The sequence below is a fragment of the Avibacterium volantium genome (genome assembly GCF_049366555.1).
GTDB classification, from domain to species: domain Bacteria; phylum Pseudomonadota; class Gammaproteobacteria; order Enterobacterales; family Pasteurellaceae; genus Avibacterium; species Avibacterium volantium_A.
The window spans coordinates 1-19,600 of sequence record NZ_JBMMGT010000035.1 but is presented as its reverse complement, the minus strand read 5'-3'; the positions used below and the strand labels follow the sequence as shown (position 1 = coordinate 19,600).

The 19,600-nt window shown below is 36.7% G+C and carries 17 protein-coding genes and 1 pseudogene; 14 read left to right on the top strand and 4 right to left on the bottom strand.

Features of this window, described 5'->3' with window-relative positions; all coding sequences use genetic code 11:
• The first annotated feature begins 69 nt into the window (after window positions 1-69).
• From ACLS0A_RS10030 to ACLS0A_RS09970, 13 genes and pseudogenes are all read left to right on the top strand, one after another.
• Window positions 70-300: a Flp family type IVb pilin gene (locus ACLS0A_RS10030; RefSeq protein ID WP_416083283.1), complete on the top strand. Its 231-nt coding sequence runs from the start codon at window positions 70-72 to the stop codon at window positions 298-300.
• Between the two features lie 204 nt (window positions 301-504).
• Window positions 505-951, top strand: coding sequence for an A24 family peptidase (locus ACLS0A_RS10025; RefSeq protein WP_416083284.1), 447 nt, complete (start codon window positions 505-507; stop codon window positions 949-951).
• Window positions 952-959: 8 nt separating this feature from the next.
• A complete protein-coding gene (locus ACLS0A_RS10020; protein ID WP_416083285.1) occupies window positions 960-1,781 on the top strand; it encodes an RcpC/CpaB family pilus assembly protein in 822 nt (273 codons plus the stop codon).
• A gap of 1 nt (window position 1,782) precedes the next feature.
• Window positions 1,783-2,403, top strand: a complete 621-nt coding sequence (locus tag ACLS0A_RS10015) for a pilus assembly protein N-terminal domain-containing protein (protein ID WP_416083286.1) — start codon at window positions 1,783-1,785, stop codon at window positions 2,401-2,403.
• Window positions 2,379-3,161 (top strand): hypothetical protein, encoded by a 783-nt coding sequence (locus ACLS0A_RS10010; protein WP_416083287.1) that lies wholly within the window; start codon window positions 2,379-2,381, stop codon window positions 3,159-3,161. The genes ACLS0A_RS10015 and ACLS0A_RS10010 overlap by 25 nt, the downstream gene beginning before the upstream one ends.
• A 20-nt stretch (window positions 3,162-3,181) precedes the next feature.
• Window positions 3,182-4,324: a pilus assembly protein gene (locus ACLS0A_RS10005; RefSeq protein WP_416083288.1), complete on the top strand. Its 1,143-nt coding sequence runs from the start codon at window positions 3,182-3,184 to the stop codon at window positions 4,322-4,324.
• A gap of 15 nt (window positions 4,325-4,339) precedes the next feature.
• Window positions 4,340-5,623: pseudogene (locus tag ACLS0A_RS10000) on the top strand (CpaF family protein).
• Between the two features lie 2 nt (window positions 5,624-5,625).
• A complete protein-coding gene (locus tag ACLS0A_RS09995; RefSeq protein ID WP_416083301.1) occupies window positions 5,626-6,507 on the top strand; it encodes a type II secretion system F family protein in 882 nt (293 codons plus the stop codon).
• Complete coding sequence (locus ACLS0A_RS09990) at window positions 6,504-7,364, top strand: type II secretion system F family protein (protein WP_416083289.1); 861 nt, start codon at window positions 6,504-6,506, stop codon at window positions 7,362-7,364. Before ACLS0A_RS09995 ends, ACLS0A_RS09990 begins: the two co-directional genes overlap by 4 nt.
• Entirely contained in the window at window positions 7,354-8,106 is a 753-nt protein-coding gene (locus tag ACLS0A_RS09985) for a tetratricopeptide repeat protein (protein WP_416083290.1), read from the top strand. The genes ACLS0A_RS09990 and ACLS0A_RS09985 overlap by 11 nt, the downstream gene beginning before the upstream one ends.
• Window positions 8,107-8,121: 15 nt before the next feature.
• Entirely contained in the window at window positions 8,122-8,631 is a 510-nt protein-coding gene (locus ACLS0A_RS09980) for a TadE/TadG family type IV pilus assembly protein (RefSeq protein WP_416083291.1), read from the top strand.
• Between the two features lie 4 nt (window positions 8,632-8,635).
• Window positions 8,636-9,277: a tight adherence pilus pseudopilin TadF gene (gene tadF / locus ACLS0A_RS09975; RefSeq protein WP_416083292.1), complete on the top strand. Its 642-nt coding sequence runs from the start codon at window positions 8,636-8,638 to the stop codon at window positions 9,275-9,277.
• A gap of 104 nt (window positions 9,278-9,381) precedes the next feature.
• Window positions 9,382-11,628, top strand: a complete 2,247-nt coding sequence (locus ACLS0A_RS09970; RefSeq protein WP_416083293.1) for a hypothetical protein — start codon at window positions 9,382-9,384, stop codon at window positions 11,626-11,628.
• A 144-nt stretch (window positions 11,629-11,772) separates the two neighbouring features.
• On the opposite strand, the gene tdeA is transcribed toward ACLS0A_RS09970, so the two are convergent.
• From tdeA to ACLS0A_RS09955, 3 genes are all read right to left on the bottom strand, one after another.
• Window positions 11,773-13,143: a toxin/drug exporter TdeA gene (gene tdeA / locus ACLS0A_RS09965; RefSeq protein ID WP_416083302.1), complete on the bottom strand. Its 1,371-nt coding sequence runs from the start codon at window positions 13,141-13,143 to the stop codon at window positions 11,773-11,775.
• A 97-nt stretch (window positions 13,144-13,240) separates the two neighbouring features.
• Window positions 13,241-15,175: a MacB family efflux pump subunit gene (locus ACLS0A_RS09960; RefSeq protein ID WP_416083294.1), complete on the bottom strand. Its 1,935-nt coding sequence runs from the start codon at window positions 15,173-15,175 to the stop codon at window positions 13,241-13,243.
• 17 nt (window positions 15,176-15,192) lie between these two features.
• A complete protein-coding gene (locus ACLS0A_RS09955; RefSeq protein WP_416083295.1) occupies window positions 15,193-16,359 on the bottom strand; it encodes an efflux RND transporter periplasmic adaptor subunit in 1,167 nt (388 codons plus the stop codon).
• 231 nt (window positions 16,360-16,590) lie between these two features.
• Between ACLS0A_RS09955 and glnS the strand changes: the two genes are divergently transcribed.
• Complete coding sequence (gene glnS / locus ACLS0A_RS09950) at window positions 16,591-18,249, top strand: glutamine--tRNA ligase (RefSeq protein WP_416083296.1); 1,659 nt, start codon at window positions 16,591-16,593, stop codon at window positions 18,247-18,249.
• A 368-nt stretch (window positions 18,250-18,617) separates the two neighbouring features.
• On the opposite strand, the gene ACLS0A_RS09945 is transcribed toward glnS, so the two are convergent.
• Window positions 18,618-19,600, bottom strand: a 983-nt coding sequence (locus tag ACLS0A_RS09945) for a tyrosine-type recombinase/integrase (protein WP_423105287.1), incomplete at its 5' end; no start/stop codon positions are given.

Below are 19,600 nucleotides of genomic sequence, written 5' to 3'. Positions count from 1 at the left end.
AGAATTATTGAAATAATGTTTTGGGCTTACTTTTTAATATACTCAAAATTTATTTAGGAGATCTAAAAAATGTTTAACTTGACTACTAAAGCCTATATCGCTGTAACTGAAGGCTTACGTCGTTTTAAAGAAAACCAACAAGGTGTTACTGCAATCGAATACGGCTTAATCGCTGTGGCTGTTGCAGTATTAGTTGTTGCTGTGTTCTATAAAGAAGGTGGCTTTATTGATGAACTTAAAAAACAATTTGCTACATTAACAACCAAAGTTAGCGAAGCTGGAAACAAAATCAAACAATAAAGCAAAAATGCTATATTCAGAGGGAGAATTGGGATTCTCCCTCTATTTGGAGAAATAAACCATTTGGAGATAATTCAGCATTACAAAAAAGAAAATGTAATGAGTTTCTCTATGTGGTTTATATGTGTTTAGAATAACGCAAATTTTGCCATTTAAAGGATGTAAAAATGGTAAAAAATAAAACATATAATAAGATAAACTAAAATGGAAATAATGGTTTGGGTGCTTATTACAATCATTAGCTTATTGCTTAGTGTTCTAAGTTGGCAGGATATTCGCCACAGAATATTAAGTAATAAATTAATTTTAGCTGTTTTTTTGACCGCACTTCCTTTAGGCGGGTTGCTCAACCATACGTTATATTGGCAGCCCGCCTTGATTACACTCGTTATCGGATTTTTTCTTTTTCTATTTAATGTGATTGGTGCAGGGGATATTAAGCTATTAACTGTATTGATGCTATTAGTGCCACCGAATAATGCGTTTTTTGTTTTATTACTAATTAGCTTATTTGGTTTACTGCTAATTATTGGTGGTTTGCTTTTCTTTAGAAGTGCAATTAAGAAAAATGGCTTGCCTTACGGGGTTGCAATTAGCCTAGGTTTTCTTAGTTATCTGTTTTTATTCATCAACATTCAACTATTGCCATAGGAGCAGCTATGAACTATAGGGTATTATTTATTACCGCATTTCTTATCTTAATCGTTGGGATTACAGGAATATTATTTTATTCTTCTGATGATTCTACACCTCAACAGCCACAAACTGTGGAAGCACCACAGCCTGAACCAGAAAAACCTGTTGTGGAAAATAAGGAAACCAAAAAGGCATTATTTGCAACTGTAAATAAAAATATTCCTCGCGGTCATATTTTAAAACAACAAGATATTGTGTTTAGCGAACTTCCTATTGATGAAAATAGTGTGCTAATGCAATATGATTTAACTTCATTTTTATCTGGACAAGAAAATCCAGAAGATAAAAATGCTGAAGATAAAAGATTACGCGGTTTTACCGTTTCACAAGATGTTGCCCAAGGGGACTACCTTTCTCCAAAAATTTTAATTTCTCCAGATGATGAACGTTTCATTAGCTACACAATCGATCCTACTCGTGAAGTGGCGCAAACTGCTTGTATTTATGATGTAGATAGTTCTAGTTTAGAAACCCTACAAGCAGGCGATAATGTGGCAGTTTCTGTTTTTGCCGGAAAAGATCAAAGCCAAAGCAAAGTGAAATTTGTTCCTGTGTTTAAATCTGTAAAATTACTGCAAATTAAGAAAACACCTGTTAATGAAGAAGGGAATAAAGATGAAGTAAAAACCTGTGCGTTCAAAATTCGTTTAAAACTTGAGCCAGAGCAACTTAAAACCCTTTATCTTGCAGCAAGTGAAAATCGTTTATTAATTCTTCCTGAAAATACTGATAAACAGCCAATCAAACAAAGTGGCACATTAATTCGTTCTTTAAGAGGTAACTAAAATGCAATTTTCTATTTTTAAATTGGCTCGTGCCGCATTGGTTGTTGGCGTGGCATTTCCATTAAGTGTTTCTGCCCAAGTTTTTAATATGGAAGATGGGCAGAGCCGTACGCTTCAAACTAAAAATAAGATTGATACGATTTTTATTTCTTCCCCTGATGTGGCTGATTATGAAATTATTGGCGACAACAGCTTTATTATTTATGCGAAAGGGGAAGGTGTGTCTGAAATCACTGTATTAGATGAAGAAGGCAATGAGTTACGCAACGATACCATTAATGTGAATGGTATGATGAAAGATCTTGACCGAGCCAATCATCAAATTAGACTTGCATTCCCTAATACTAACCTTTCTGTGAAACGTGTAGGGAAAGCCTATGTTATTGAAGGCAAAGCAAAATCTGCAGTGGAACAACAGGAAGTTACACGCATTGTTGGAGAAGCCTTAGGTGCATCAAAAGAAACCATTAAGAAAATGGTTGATATTAACGGCGAGGGAGAAAAAGAACACGTTCCATTCCTTGATGAATACCGCTATAACAATGTGATTGACGCCTTACCACAAATGATTCTGCACAAATTAATGTGCAACTTTCTGTGGTTGAAGTCAGCAAAAAATTAACCGATGAAATGGGCATTAATTGGAGTTGGAGTGATTATTCAAGAAATCTTTCACCAAGTCCAAATGAATCTTATGCGTGGCTAGGCGGTGCTACAAATGGTGTCGGGTCTTTAGCTTATGCTGCAACACATTTTGCTTCTTTTATTCGTGCATTGCGCAATGATTCAAAAGGGCGTGTATTAGCTGAACCAAATATTTCATTACTATCAGGTGAAATTGGCGGCATTCTTATTGGTGGTGAAGTACCGCTTGTGCGCTATGACAGAGATGGCCGTTCTGAAGTAACTTATAAAGAGTTCGGGATTAAGTTAAATGTGGCAGCAAAATTATTAAAAGATCGCCGTATTCGTGTGTTGTTATCACAAGAAGTGAGCAATATTTCAAATCAGAGCCAAACAAAAGATGGTTTATTAGTGCCAGTTTTTGAATCTCGCCGTTCACGTTCTACCTTTGAAGTGCCAGATGGCGGAAGCTTTATCCTTGGTGGTTTATATAACGAAACAGACCGTGATGTGATTGCAAAAACACCATTCATCGCAGATATTCCTGTTTTAGGCGCATTTTTCCGCAGTGTGGATAAAAACAAAGATAAACGTGAGCTAATTGTGGTGGCAACAGTTTACCTTGTTAAACCAACAACAAGTGATTCTATAGTATATCCTAGCTATAAACCAACAGGCTTAATTGAAGATATGTTTAAACTCCCAATCCCTGATGGTACGCGTAATTTCTTCAGACAGGCTGGATTTAGCCAATAATTAAAATATAGGTTTTTATAATGCTATTATTAGATAAAAATAAACTTGGAATAGATGATTCTGTTTCCTCGAGAGTAAGAAAAATTTGTATTATTTCTGACCGTGAGAAAGTAAGCACAGGTATTGCACAACTTTTAAGAACTCGAGGATTAGAGCAGATTGAAATTATTCCTAGTAATTTTTTAGATGTACAAAAAAACTTTCAGCTATCTGCAGAAATGTATTTTGGCATTATTATTGATATTCACGATGCCGTAAGTACTGAAGATGTGTTAATCCGCATTCATAGCACAGTGCCACAAAATGTGTGGTGCTGTCTTGTTGGGGATAACGATTCAATTCGTTTTTCACAGCGTTTTGCACGTGAGGGTTTGCCGTATTTCCATACTGATTCACAACTTCCTCAAATGATTGAGCGAATTCTTTCAGGCATAAATATGCCAACGAAACGCCATACGGTGAAAGTGTGTGTGTTAGGTTGTAAAGGCGGAATTGGCTCAAGTCTTACTTCGTTGCATTTGGCTAATCGCATTGTTACTGAATCACAAGTGCCAGTGTTACTTGTTCAGGGTAAAGGCGGTTCGCAAGATCTTGATATTTTAGTCAATAAGAAAGTGGTTAAAGATGAGGTGGTTGAATATAGTGAATATCTTCATCTTTATCGCGGTACGTTACATAGCATTCCTGAGAATGTTGCAAGTAGCTATAACTATATTATTTACGACCAGCCAATTTTTAATGTAGATAGAGATGAATTTAATCAATTCTATGATGTGTGTGATAATTTCGTACTCATCGTCAATCGCAATCTTGGCGCATTGCGTGTGGCGAAATCATTTTTATCTGAATTAGCTCGCGTTCAAAATGCAGATAAGCGTTTGTTCCGTTGTTTTATATCTGTGGTTGATAATCACCCTGATCTCGCTAAATCAATGTCTATTTCTGATATTGAAACCTTATTAAATGCTCAAATTGATACTGTTATTCCTTATTTATCTAAAATTAATATAAAAAATTCATTATCAATTAAATTTGGTCGAAAAGGTGAGCAACAACTAAAAAAATTAACACAGTCTGTTATTGGGGTGCTATCAAGAAAATATCAGTCTAGCAAACCTGAAGGATTAAAGGGTGTGTTAATGAAGTTATTAACAGGGAAATAGAAATAGGCGTAAATTATGCTAACTAGGGAAGAACAAATATTTTTCCGCAATGAGATTTTAAGAAATTTAGATATTGATAAATTAGACGAAATCGAAAATGAGCGGGAAAAATTAATTGCCGAGCTTGCCCAGAATGTAAGTCGGATTGCACAGCGCAATGATATACACATTATTGCGTCTGATACCATTTATATGGCAGAAGTAATGGCTGACGAAATTGGTGGATACGGTGCAATCCGTGAACTAATGAATGATGAAACCGTTGCTGATATTTTAGTCAATGGCCCTGATGAAATTTGGGTCGAGCGTGGCGGCGTGTTGCAAAGAGAAAACCGCCATTTTATCAATAATGAACAACTTACTGATATTGCGAAACGCTTAGTTGCAAAGGTAGGGCGTCGTATTGATGAAAGTTTCCCTCTAGTTGATAGCCGATTACCTGATGGCAGCCGTTTAAATGTGGTTATTCCGCCTATTGCATTAGACGGCACATCAATTTCTATTCGTAAATTTAGTAAATCAAAAAAATCATTAGGTGAATTAGTTGAATTTGGTTCAATGAATGTTGCAATGGCCAACTTTTTGATTATTGCAGCACGTTGTCGGGCGAATATTATTGTATCTGGGGGTACAGGTTCGGGTAAAACAACATTATTGAATGCACTTTCAGCCTATATTTCACCAACTGAGCGTGTTATCACCCTTGAAGATACCGCAGAGCTTCGCTTAGATTAGCCTCATGTAGTACGTTTGGAAACGCGTCAAGCAGGGGTGGAGCATACAGGGGAAGTTTCTATGCAAGATTTGGTGATTAATGCGTTGCGTATGCGCCCTGAACGAATTATTGTGGGGGAGTGCCGTGGTGCTGAGGCTTTCCAAATGTTGCAAGCAATGAATACCGGTCATGACGGTTCAATGTCCACATTGCACGCAAACTCACCGCGTGATGCGTTAGCCCGTTTAGAAAGTATGGTAATGATGGCAAGTGCCAAATTGCCTTTAGAAGCAATCAGAAGAAATATTGCTTCTGCGGTAAATATCATTATCCAAGTTTCACGTTTAAATGACGGAACTCGTAAAGTAATGAATATTACTGAAGTTGCAGGTATGGAAACAGGACAAATCGTATTACAAGATATTTTTTCCTATACACCAAGCAAACTACGAGATGAAAATGGAAAAATTAAGGGCGAGTTTAAATCGCACGGTTTATTACATAGCTCTGTTATTTACCAAAATGCACAAATGTTTAATTTAAGTGATGAATTGCAACGCATTTTTGAGGAAAAATCTGAATGAGTATGACAGTTATTTATTACTTTATTGTTATATTTGGCGTGCTATTGCTGTTAGCCGTAGGGTTGTCTTGGTTTTCAACGAAGAAAACAATCAACCAAACCCAACGTGAAAGTAAAATTGCAACGCTATTAACTAAAATCAAGAATCTCTATAGTTTATGGATATTCTATTTTACTCGTGGCAATAAGAGAAAACTAATCCCAAATTTGTTAATTAGTGCGGTAATCATATTAGCGTTATATTTGGTAAATTTTGCTTATTTCCGAATTGATAATACACTTTTCTTGCTTAGTGAAATTCTTATTATGATTTTTGCTGTATGGAAATTTGGGCAACGACAAAACCGTAAATTATTTGAGCAGGTTTTCCCTGAAGTCTTACAAATTCTTAATTCAGCATCGTCAGCAGGAAGCGGATTACTTTCTGCTTTTGAGCGTTGCGGGCAAGATATTGGCGGACAAATTGGCGAAGAATTTAAAAATATTCACCGTCGTTTAGTGCTCGGGGAAGATCCTTCTTCTATTTTTGATGATAGCTATACGCGTTACCCTTATAAAGAATATTATTTCTTCATTATGACAATCAAATTAAACTTAAGCAAAGGTGGGCAAATTCGAGAAGTGATTAACCGCCTTAGCCGCGTTATTTCCGCAAGCAAAAAAATGGAGCAGAAGAAGAAAGCAATGACTTCAGAAGCGAGAATGTCTGCAATGATTGTTGGCTGTTTTCCAGTAGGATTTTTTATTTTTATGCGTTTTGCTCAACCAGAAAACTTTGATTTTTTAATTAATAATCCTGCGGGAAGAATTGTTTTATATGGCGTATTTGGTAGTCAATTATTCGGCTTTTTGATTATTTGGTGGTTAATGAGGAGAGTGTCATGACGACAAAGCTATTACTTATTTTTCTGCTATTAATTTTTTTGAGCTTATTCTTATTAGTCGTAGCAATTATAATGAAACGTCGCTATGACTATCAAGCTAAGATAATTCACGATGTTTCAGATAACAATGAAGAAGAAAAAGAAGCTCAACCTAAAAAGAATAAAAAGCAACTTGAACTCGAATTAGTATTGATCAATAGTAGTAGCCCAGTATTGTCAGTGCTAGGTATGATTGATAGAAATATTAGATTAAAATTATTATTAATTGCTTTATTATCAGGGCTTGTTTATATCTTTAATTTATCAACCCCACAGAAAGACCTACTAGTCTATTATTTGCTAATTGGTATTTTCGTTATTTTATTGCCAGGTGTTTTAACATCAATGATTCTGAATAAGAAGATTAAGTCCATAATGACCGATCTTCCTAGCTTTATTGATCTTGTGGCAGTAAGCGTTCAAACAGGGAACAGTATTGAAGGCGGGTTGCGACAAGTTACGGCTGATTTTAAAAAGCTAAATCCTTCTTTAACTTATGTAATGACGAGGATTATGCGTAAAGCTGAATTATCCGGATTAAGTTCAGCATTGAAAGATTTAGCCGTGGCATTGCCTACTACCGAAATAAAGATGTTTTGTACTGTATTGCAACAAAGTTTGAATTTTGGTTCATCGATTTATGATCAATTAATTATTCTTTCGGCAGATATTAGAGAAATCCAGTTACTTCAAATTGAAGAACGGTTAGGAACACTTGCAGCTAAGATGAGTATTCCATTAATTCTATTTATTATGTTTCCTATTGTAATTTTGATTTTAGCACCAGGTGCAATGAGGGTTTTTCCAAATGTTTTCTAAAGCAACGAGATTATTTACATTACTAAGTGCGACAGTATTGTTGTCTGCGTGTTCTCAGTCTGTTTTTACGAAATTTAATCAGCAAGATATTTCGGTGAAAGAAAAATTTTATCTTTCATCAAATAATTATCGTGAATTAATTTCACTTTACAGAGAGTCATTAAAAGAAAAAGAAGATCCAGTTATCCGCTACAAACTGGCTGAAAGTTATTATTCTGTTGGAGATAGTCGTTCTTCTCAACTTTATTTAGAGCCATTATTAACTTCAAAAGATAAGAAAGCAAATATACAAGATGCATTGTTATTGCAAATAAAGAATAATTTGCATAGTGGTGACTATCGTCAAGCAATAGATAATGCAGAGAATATGCTGTTATCTTATCCAAATAATGGCGAGACGTATAATTTACTTGGTATCGCTTATGCCAAATTAGGTAATTACAAACAAGCAAAAGACAATTTCAATAAAGCGCGTTCATATTTTGTTGATGATGTTAAGGTGCTTAATAATCTTGCGATGATAGATATTTTACAAAAAAATTATGCTGGTGCAGTAGATATTTTATTACCTCAATATGCAAATGGTGTTAAAGATAGCCGATTAGTGCATAACCTTGTATTTTCCTTAGTTAAAAAAGGAGATAAGAAATATGCCTTAGATATTATTGAAAAAGAGAGTTTAAGCAAAAATCCCGAAATACTTGTTGGCGAATTGCAAAATGCGAAGCATTATTCTAAATAATTAGAGAAAATAAAAATGATTTTATCTTTAAATAAAATACTAAAACCTTTTCTTACTAACAAAAAGGGGGTGAGTACCGTTGAATTTTCTTTAACTATTGTTATTTTTTTAGTTATTGTGGGCAGCTTGTTTGAGCTTGCCCGATTATCTATTTTGTCTGCTTATGTTGATTCATCTTCAATGTTAGCAATTAGAGAAGTAAAAAACACGGAAAATATTTCTAACTACGCCACACGAGTGCAAGAGAAGCTGAATAGTGAACAGCAAGATTGGAACTGGTTGAATAATAGTAGTTTTAGTGTCAGCGTGAAATATTATGGCGATAAAAATAAAACAGGCGCAAATAATAGTGATGTAATTCAGAATATTATCAATGGAAACGGTGATAATAATCCTAAAAATGCTATTTGGGCAGAATACATTATCAATTATGAGTATAACCCGATGTTTAGCTGGTTTCCTAAAAATCTGGTAAATCCAATGATGCAACGTAATATAGTGGTATTACAAGAACATGAAAGGTAAAGTAATGAATAAATTTTTTCATCAACAAAAAGGCTCAGTAACCATTGAATTTGCATTTATGGTGGTATTGCTATGTTTGCTCATCGCATTTATGACAGATTTATTTATTGCCCGCTCAACAATTGGAAAATTAGACCGCGCTTCATATTCTTTGCTTAACGTAATAAAAGAGCGTGCTGATAGTGGTATTCCTGATAAGGATGGAAATATCTCAGATTATCCTCTACAGGCTGAAGTTGATCATTTAATGGAATTAGCAAATCGATTATTATTTAATGACAAAGCGGAAAGACGAGCAGTAGTATTTGTTGAGCCTTATGTGTTTGAATATGGAAAAGGAAAGTTCACTCCACCAAACAATACGCGCAAGCCCCCGTTTACAAACCCGCCAGATTTGCATTCTTCAAATGCAAGCGGACATAAAGGGTGCCAACAACCTCCTCTTCGTAAATTAGATAATATTACGCCTCTTTCAGAAATGAAACGTTTTGTTCCTGTTATTCGGGTTACGGTTTGTATTCCTAAAGCGCCAAGTTTATTTTTAGCCCTAATGTCAGCATTAGGAAAAGAGCCAAAGAAAACGGAATATTATACATCTTCATCTATTGGCGTTATTAGAAAATCGTTCTATTCAAATAGCCAATAATTCAGAGAGAACCTATTACTATGTTAAATTCATGCATTTATCGTAAAGTGGCAACCTCATTCAGTTCATTCATTGAACAACAAAAGGGTGTTTATGGCATCATAATGGGGATGATTACTGTTTTTTTACTTGTTATTATTGGATTTACGATTGATGGATCGGGCGTACTATTGGATCGTGCAAGATTATCAGATTCCCTTGAGCAAGCTACCTTGGCAATTACCTCTGAAAATAACACCTATCGTAATGATGAATTCGTTTTAGGAAAAGTTAGCACGCAAAATGGGCAAAAAGTCATAACTAGAAATAATAAGCAAATTAAGCAACGTGATGAAGACATAATAAAAGCCTATATGACAAGTTATGCTAATAGTTACAGTAAGGTTAAAAGTGTTGATTATCATTGCGATAAAGAAACAAACCGTATTACTTGTTATGCGCAAGGCACATTAGAACGCAATTCATTATTGCCGATTAGTATTAATAAAAATGTTTTTATCCCTACCCATATAGATATTGGCCAATATGGAAGTGCATTTAAAGAAGAAAAAAGCATACCACCACTAGATATTATGTTTGCAGTAAATTTTTCTAGTGATATGTTTTCAGGTATTGCAGATAATCTTCCTGGTCCTTATTGTTCTGGTGAATATAGATGGAAATCAGATAATATTACTATAGAAAGACACTTTGAAATATTAAAAAAATGTGGTAACACTCCTTGGGCAACTTCTATTTTTGAAAGTCTAAAAGAATATGTCAATATGCTAGAGATTTTTAAATCTCAATCTAATGGTCAATCAAATAATAATCGTATTGGTTTAACCGCATTTACCCTTGGCGCCCAGCCCATTAATGAAGGAAATAATGTTTGCGCATTACCATTCAAATTTCCTTCAAATAAAAAATTTAACGATCCACTAGTGGAAAGCCAAACTTTTGTTTCGACAAAATTAAGGAATAACTGGGAATATAAAGTAACTACTGTAAATTTGACAAATGTTAAAGAAAATTTAAAAGAAATGTTGGAAAAGATAAATAGACATTTAGTTACCAAAGCAAATAATTTTGATTCTATGGAGCCTGGTATTTTGGTGGCTAAATATCTTCCGCTTTCCTTGGATATTTGGCCTGAAGATTTAAAACAGGATTTTGCAGATGGTAAACAAGGAAAAAAACGTGCTTGGTATGATATTCGTCCAGAAAAACAATATTTAGATCTTGATTTAGACTCACCTAATAAAGCAGTTTACGACACAATTGATCAAATTGTTGATCCTACAACAAGAGAAAAATATACCGCATACCGCATTATTAAAGCGTCAATTGAGGCAAAAGGAAAAAATTATCAGCCGACTGCGAGTGAGAAAAAATCACTCTCCGATGCCTTAGACGCGTTGGCACAAGATAAAAATGTAAGAGGTTATGGCGTTAATGACGAAGCCACTCGCCAAAGCTGGTTAACTCTTAATAAGAAAAATGGGACTCGTGTAGGGCTTTGTTTTGATTATTCTAAAACAAATACTACTCAGGATGATTCGGCATGGTTTACTAATTTGTCAGATTTCACAAGCAAGCTAGACTATAACCCGCGATCTACTCATATGGGAGGAGGAAAGCTTGGGATTAGTGGTTTATTAATGGGAGCTTATAATATGGTGGCAAATATAACAGCACTGCCTAAAGGTAGCCAAAATAAAAAACGTGTGCTCGTTTTTGTTGATGCCGCTATTCAAGACGATATATCAGTCTTTAATACTGTGACTAAAATGAAAAAAGATTCTTGGCAATATACTGCTTCTATTAATCCGTATACAACAGAGAGAGGAGATTTAATTACGATCAATGAAGATTGGATATTAAAAAACTCCCGTTATATTTCATCAAGTTGGTATTTTAATAGGTTCAACCAGAAAGTTGATGAGTCTTATATTCAATATCGTAACGTAAACCCATTTTATGGGTTGATTACACCAGCCTTTTTGAAAAAAGGATCATCTGATGATCCAGCTTCAAATAGTTCATATCCAAGCCCAGCAATCTGTGATGCAATTAGAGCAAGATTTATGAGTTCACCGTTCCAAGATCCTGCCTTAGGTTTGGTTGATCCTGAAATCGTCTATATTCAATATCGTTCTGCCAAGCTCGGAAATAGCTATCGTTCCCAAACTGATAGATATTGGGAACAATGTGCAGATAAAGCGTTCTTTATCGGTATAAGCGATAATGGTGCTGTAGATCAATCGCAAGATACAGAAATACAAGAGTATTTCAAATCTCTTCAAGAACAATCAGGCACTGGCAGTGCAGGAAAAGAAATAGATGAAGTAGGGCGTAGCTTAGCAAAATAACCCAAAAATAATGAGTCAAAAGCTACTGTGTAACGCAGTAGCTTTTTTGTTGATAGGAAACCCAGATCGTCAATAAATAAAAGAGCGGTGAAAAAATCAGAAATTTTTCACCGCTCTTTTGTTTTAATTGTTACTCAATAACAATTATTTTGCGGAGTGATAGCCACCCATTGCACTATATACCGCATTTTCACTTTGAATGAGATTGTATTTTGCATTCAAAATCGAGAGTTCAGAGTTGCGTTCGGTGCTTGCGGCGTTTAACCATTCTCTTAGTTCTGCAATGCCTGCATCATAGCGGTTTTTATAATATTGCGTGATGCGTTTGTTGTAGTTGTAGGTTTGCTGCAAGTTGGCGAAGTTTTGACGCGCTTGGTTGTAAGCAAAATAGTTGGTGTCAATATCATTTAAGGCTTTGGTGATGCTTTGTTCAAAGTTGACAAGTGAAAGATCATAAGCAGATTCTGAAATTTTCACGTTCCATTTCACGGTGTTCCAGCTCAAGAATGGCAAGCTAATTCCTACCGTTCCGCCTGCGATAGGAGTGTTGAATGCATTGTCAATTTTATTACCGCTAGAACCTAAACTTCCGCCCAAAGTAATGGTTGGAAACCAGCTTTTTTGCATTGCTTTGGCATCTTTGAAAGCGCTGTTTAAGCGATATTGATAGCCTTTTACGTCTGGACGATTAGCAATGGCAGAAAGAGGAACATTAAGGTTTACCCCCACATTTTTCACGTTAAGAATATGTGGATAGTTCACTTTTAATGAATCGTTTGGTTTTAAATTCAATAAGTTACGCAATGTAGCTTCTGCTGTTTTCTTTTGCGTTTGGTAATTGATTAAGGTATTACGTGCTGTTAAAACCGCTTGTTGCGCTTGATCGGAGCTTGCGCGATCTGCTACACCTTGACGGAATTTATTTTGCATAATGCGGTTAATTTCGGAATAGTAATTAATAGTTTTATTCACGGTGTTAATCGCATCATTTAAGTAACCAAGTTGATAGTAGGTTAAGATCACGGAGTTGATTAATGAAATACGCGCTGCTTCAAGGTCTTGTTCGCTGGCAGCGTGTCGCCATTCTGCAGCAGAAGCAGAATCAGCTAAACGACGCCATAAATCTAGGGTATAACTCACGTTTAATGCACCACCGTGGCTAATCACGGAAGAGCCACCATCGTGAATATTTTTGCTAGCTGAAGAAGAAACCGAACCACTAAAATTTGGTACTAAATTTACGCCGATTAAATTTGCGTTATAAAGTGCGGTGTTTACGGCAATGGCGGCTTTGGCTAAATCTTTGTTATTTTCCAAGGCTTGCTCAACTAATTGATTAAGCTGCGGATCTTTATACAGCGTCCACCAATTTTCTTGAATGTTGTATTGTTTGGTTAATTCTTCATATTGTTGGTAATCTTGTTGTGAAGCTTTGTAAGAATCGTCAAGATTCGCACAGCTAGCTAACAACACAGACAAGCCAATAGCAAGTGAGAGTTTAGATTGTTTTAACATCATTTTTTTCCTTATTAAATAAAATCGTAAGTAAATAAAGTGCGGTGTAATTTTGCCGATTTTTTTATTGCCTGATTGTTGAAATTTTATCAAAAAACTATTCCTGAGCTAAAGCGGTAATTGGATTTAATTGCGAGGCATTTTTTGCTGGCATATAGCCAAAAATCACCCCAATCAAGCTCGAACAGAGCAGGGCGGCGATAATCGAGAAGGTGGAAAAAATCATTGTGAAGTCTTGCACAAAAAGATTAAACACCGTTCCGATTAAAAGCGATAACAGGATGCCCGTGCCGCCGCCGATTAAGCAAATCAGCACCGCCTCAATTAAAAATTGTTGCAAAATATTGAATTGTCTTGCCCCGATCGCCATTCGCACGCCAATTTCTTTGGTGCGTTCTGTAACTGAAACCAGCATAATATTCATTACGCCAATGCCACCCACCACAAGAGAAATCAACGCGATGGAGGAAATCAGCAATTTCATTGTATTAGTAGTACTTTCAATAGTTTGCTTGATCGTATCTGTGTTGAATACAAAAAAATCTTTTTTGCCGTGGCGCACGGTGAGTAGGCGAGTGAGATCTTTTTCTACCACTTTAGAACTGATTTCATCACGAATTTTTACTGTGATTGAGCTAATTTTGGGATTGCCTGAAATTTTGTTCATTGCTGTGGTGTAAGGGATATAAATATTCAAGCTGGAGCTGTTCATTCCAAAATTATTACTTTTTGCAACGCCAATGACACGCAGCGGTTTTTTGTTCATCATCAAAATCTTGCCGAGCGGGTTTTGATGATTGAACACATCTTTTAAGGTATTTTCATCAATCACCGCCACCTGCTCGCTACTTTTCACTTCATCGGCAGTAAAAAAACGCCCTTGTGCGAGAGCCAGTCCTTTCACGTTAAAAAACTGTTCGCCAACGCCCCGCACTTGTGCGGAAAAACTTTGACTACCATAGGTTAGCGTGCCACTGACGGAACTATTGGGCGTAACGCTATCAATATAGCTTTGTTTGGCTAAAATATTGGCATCGCTCACGGTGAGATTTTGATTTTTCGCTGCTCGCCGATCGCCAAAGCCCGTACCGTTGTAAATGTCCATCGTATTTGTACCAATGGCATTGATATTGCTAAGAATTTTTTGCTGCGAACCATTTCCCAATGCCACTACGCAAACCACAGAAGTAATACCAATAATAATCCCTAACATTGTCAGCAAGGAACGCAGTTTATGTGCCACAATGGCTTTAATAGACATTTTGAAGGATTCAACAAATTGATCTTTATAAAATTGTAATCGGCTTTTATTGCTTTGCGGTATGATGTCTTGTTTTTGCGTAATGTGTTCCGATTTACGGCGATCTTCAATAATTTTGCCGTCTTTGATCTCGATAATACGATTTGCAAAATTTGCCACGTTTTTATCGTGCGTGACCAAAATAATGGTGTGGCCCTCGCTATGTAGCTGGGTGAGAATATCCATCACGGTTTCGCCACTTTTACTATCTAATGCGCCAGTAGGTTCATCGGCTAGAATAATTTCGCCCCCGTTCATCAAGGCACGCGCAATACTCACACGTTGTTGTTGGCCACCAGAAAGCTGATTTGGCTTGTTTTCTAAGCGATCACCTAAGCCTAATTTTTCTAATAATTGTTTGGCTCGTTGTAGGCGAGTAGGTTGATCGATGCCTGCATAAATGGCAGGAAGTGCCACATTTTCCACCGCACTTAGGGTTGAAAGCAGGTTATAGCGTTGAAAAATAAAGCCAAATTTTTTCTTCCGTAAATCAGAAAGCTGATCACGATTGAGCTGGCTGACTTCTAAACCATCTACTTTATAAGAGCCAGATGTCGCTGTATCCAAGCAGCCAATAATGTTCATTAAAGTAGATTTGCCTGAGCCTGATTGGCCAATAATGGCAATAAAATCACCTTTTTTAATGTCTAAATTGATGTCTTTTAACACCTGAGTGCGGTTTTCGCCTTCACCGAAAAATTTGTTGATGTGGCTTAATTCAATAATATTCATAAAAAAACCACCGCACTTTATAAAATTCGAGGGCTGCGGAAAGTATTTCCCACTTTTTCATCGCTGGTTACTTGCGAGGAAATCACTTTTTCCCCTTCTTCCAAGCCATTTAAAATTTGCGTATTCATATCATCGCTTAACCCTGTAACAACGGTGCGTTTTTCTACTTTATCATTATCTTTCAATATATTAACAAAGGTTTCTTTTCCATCTTTGTGTAACGTAATAGTAGGAACAAGTAGCGTATCTTGTGCATCAGCAATGATAATGGTATTTTGCGTCGTCATTCCAATACGCAGTTGGTTATCAGGATTATCTATTAAGACATTGGCATAATAATAAACCGCACTAGTATCTGAAACGCTTTCTTTATATTCGTTATCCGTGAGCGTGGTGATGGCGGGATCAACGGAATGAATGGTGGAATGATAGACTTTGTCTGGCTCAGAAAGAGTGGTAAATTCCACGGTCATTCCTGCTTTCACTTTGGTGATGTCGCCTTCAGAAATTTCAGGTTTAATCAGCATTTTGCTTAAATCCGCCACTTGCACAATGGTTGGGGTCGTTTGGTTGGTGTTCACCGTTTGCCCTTCGGATACGGGAATGGACAGCACTGTGCCGTCTAAGGGCGCAAGAATTTGGGTATATTGTAAATTGGTTTTTGCCGTATCTACTTGAATTTCCGCACGCTGAATGGCGGCTTTCACTTCAGAAATCGCCGCTTTGGCAGCAGATAAACTATTTTTCGCCGCATTCAGTTCATCTAGAGAAGTGGATTTGCTCGCATATAATTTCGCAAGGCGATCATAGGCAGATTTCGCCACATTATAAGCTACTTGTTTTGCATTGAGCTGAGCTTGGTAGGCTTTTAATTCTGCTTGTGCTGAATTTAACGCATTCACTTGATTTTTAGAGTCAATTTCTGCGATTAAATCCCCTTGTTTGATATGTTGCCCCAATACAACGTGAATTTTTTCAATTTTACCCGAGGCTTGCGCGCCCACTTCCACACGGTTATAAGCACGAACGGTGCCTGCGGTGATGACGGATTTTTTGATTTCGCCACGGCGTACATTTTCTGTTAAATAGGTGGTTTCTTGTTGATTAGAATGGGTGAAATAACTATAAGCACCAAATGCCACTAACCCAACGGCAAGTAGGGAAAAAATCGTTTTTTTACGCATAAAAACTCCGAGAAAAATAACAATTGTTTTATTCGATGATTATAGTAGAAAACCTTTCTTAAGAAGACCTTAATAAAAATAAATTTACACTGAATGAACGTTCGTTCATTTTAGGGCGTGAATTGTATCATTTATCTAAGGAAAATCAACCGCACTTTTGAATTCTGCTGTTAAACATAGTAGAATGAACAACAATTTTTTTACAAAAATCGAGAATATTTTGAGGTCAAAATGAGCCATATTACAGAGAACGAACATCAACCTACCAACTTTATTCGTCATATTATTGATGAAGATTTGGAAACAGGGAAAGTAAACCACGTTTACACCCGTTTTCCACCTGAGCCAAACGGCTATTTACACATCGGACACGCCAAATCCATTTGCTTAAATTTCGGCATTGCGGAAGATTATAAAGGGCTGTGCAATTTACGTTTTGATGACACCAATCCCGTTAAAGAAGATGTGGAATATGTGGATTCCATCAAACAAGATGTAGAGTGGTTAGGTTTCCACTGGGAGGGCAAAGCACGCTATGCTTCCGATTATTTTGATGCACTTTATGGCTATGCTATTGAATTAATTGAAAAAGGCTTGGCTTATGTGGACGAGCTTTCCCCAGAGCAAATGCGTGAATATCGTGGAACGCTGACCGAGCCGGGAAAAAATAGCCCATATCGTGATCGCAGTGTAGAAGAAAATCTTGCTTTATTTGAAAAAATGAAAAATGGTGAATTTGCCGAAGGAAAAGCCAGTTTGCGTGCCAAAATTGATATGGCATCGCCATTTATGGTAATGCGTGATCCGGTGTTATACCGCATTAAATTTGCCGAACATCACAACACGGGCAACAAATGGTGCATTTATCCAATGTACGATTTCACCCACTGTATTTCCGATGCCATTGAGGGCATTACGCACTCACTTTGTACCCTTGAATTCCAAGATAACCGCCGTTTATACGATTGGGTGCTTGAGCATATTTCCATTAAACGTCCATTACCACATCAGTATGAATTTTCACGTTTGAACTTGGAATATACCCTAACCTCTAAACGTAAATTATTGAAATTGGTAGAAGATGAAATTGTGGACGGTTGGAATGACCCGCGTATGCCAACCATTTCTGGCTTACGCCGTCGTGGCTACACGCCAGCGTCAATTCGCGAATTTTGCCGTCGCATTGGGGTAACCAAGCAAGATAACGTGGTGGAATTTAGTGCGTTGGAATCTTGTATTCGTGATGATCTTAACCAAAATGCCCCGCGTGCAATGGCAGTGATTAATCCGTTAAAAATCGTGATTGAAAACTTTGACGGGCAAGAAATGCTTTCTGCGCCGAATCACCCAAATCGCGAAGAATTAGGCCATCGCCAATTGCCATTTACTAAAGAAATTTATATTGATCAAGCGGATTTCCGTGAAGAAGCGAATAAACAATATAAACGTTTAGTATTAGGCAAAGAAGTGCGTTTGCGTAATGCTTATGTGATCAAGGCGGAGCGTGTGGAAAAAGATGCTGAGGGCAACATCACCACCGTTTATTGTACTTATGATCCTGAAACCTTAGGTAAAAATCCTGCGGACGGGCGTAAAGTCAAAGGCGTGATTCATTGGGTTTCTGCCACAGACAATGTGCCAGCTGAATTCCGTTTATACGACAAATTATTCACTGTGCCAAACCCAAGCGCTGCTGAAGAGCTTTACGAAGTGTTAAATCCAAATTCTTTGGTGGTAAAACACGGTTTTGTGGAAAAAAGTTTAGCTAACGCACAAGAAGAAAAAGCCTACCAATTTGAACGTGAAGGTTATTTCTGTGCTGATAGCAAAGACAGCCACCCAGAACACCTGATTTTCAACTTAACCGTAAGTTTAAAAGAAGGGTTCTAATTTTTCATCTTAATTGAAAACATAAGTGCGGTAGGAATTTGATAAGAATTTCTACCGTTTTTTATTGAGAATTTTCCTTGGTTAGAAGTAGTTATGATGTTGTACTTGTGATGAAATTAATACCATTTTTAATCTAAGAAAAGGGGAGAAATAAAAAGGTTTAATAGTAGCGGAGAGAGTTAGATTAATTGGATAACTTTAAGGGGAGATCCAAGCTATAAAGTTCTACAAATAGAAATTAATACTGCGCTTAGATTATATTAAATTTGGTGGAGCTGGGGGGAGTTGAACCCTAGTTAATAAGGCATATAGCGTATTGATTTTACTTTACTTTTTAGAAATCCAAAAGTTTACGGATCAAATACGGATTATTTTAACTCAAAGTCTTTTAAGTAAGAACCGTAGATCCGAAACAACATCTCTGGTCCTTTATGCCCCATCTGTTTTGATAGCCAGAATAGATTAGCTCCTTGACTGATGTGCATTGTAGCATAGGTATGTCGTGTTTGATATGGGTTTCTATACCGAACATCAGCGGCTTTTAATGTTGGTACCCAAGCCTTTTTTCTAATCGCATCAGCTCCTGCCCAAGCTGTTTTTGTTTTGGGATCGGTAAAAACAAAATCGCTTGTACCATAGCTGAAATCTTTTTGATTCAACAAAGCAGAAAAGGCGGCTTCATCAAGGATAACTTCTCGTGTCCCTGATTTTGTTTTTGTCCCCTTGATTATGCCAACTACTTTTGCGTGTTGGATGTATGCAATACGATTGTCAAAATCAATATCACGCCAACGTAATGCACAAAGCTCTGAGCTCCTTAACCCCGTTCTAAAAGCAAATTGAAATAAATTTCTCCATTGTTCATATTGGCAGTGTGAAAGAATCAGCTCAATTTCATCAGGCGTAAAAGGATCTACTTCGTAACTCGTGCTTTTTTCTCTTGACTTGTATCGATCTACCGTAATTAATGCAACAGGATTGGCTGTAATTACGCCATCAGTAATGGCTTCATCAAGGGCAGAACGCAATACCGACAGGCGATTTCTGATAGTTTTTGATGTTGTATTTTGTAATTTAACCCAGTTTTTTAGCATTGCAGGGGTTAATTCTGATACAGTTACCGCGTGGAAATGATGGAGCTGCTGAATAATTTTTTGGTAACCAAGTAAAGTTGATGGAGATAATTTACGCTCTTTACAATTTGTTAAATATTCATCAAGATAATTTTTAACAGTAACGCCTTCTATGATTTTACCGAAAATTTTTAACTTAGGCGAAGTAGGGAAGTAATCTGCATAATTGAACGTATTGCGTTCAATTTTATTCAGAATTTCGCCCAATAATCGCCCAG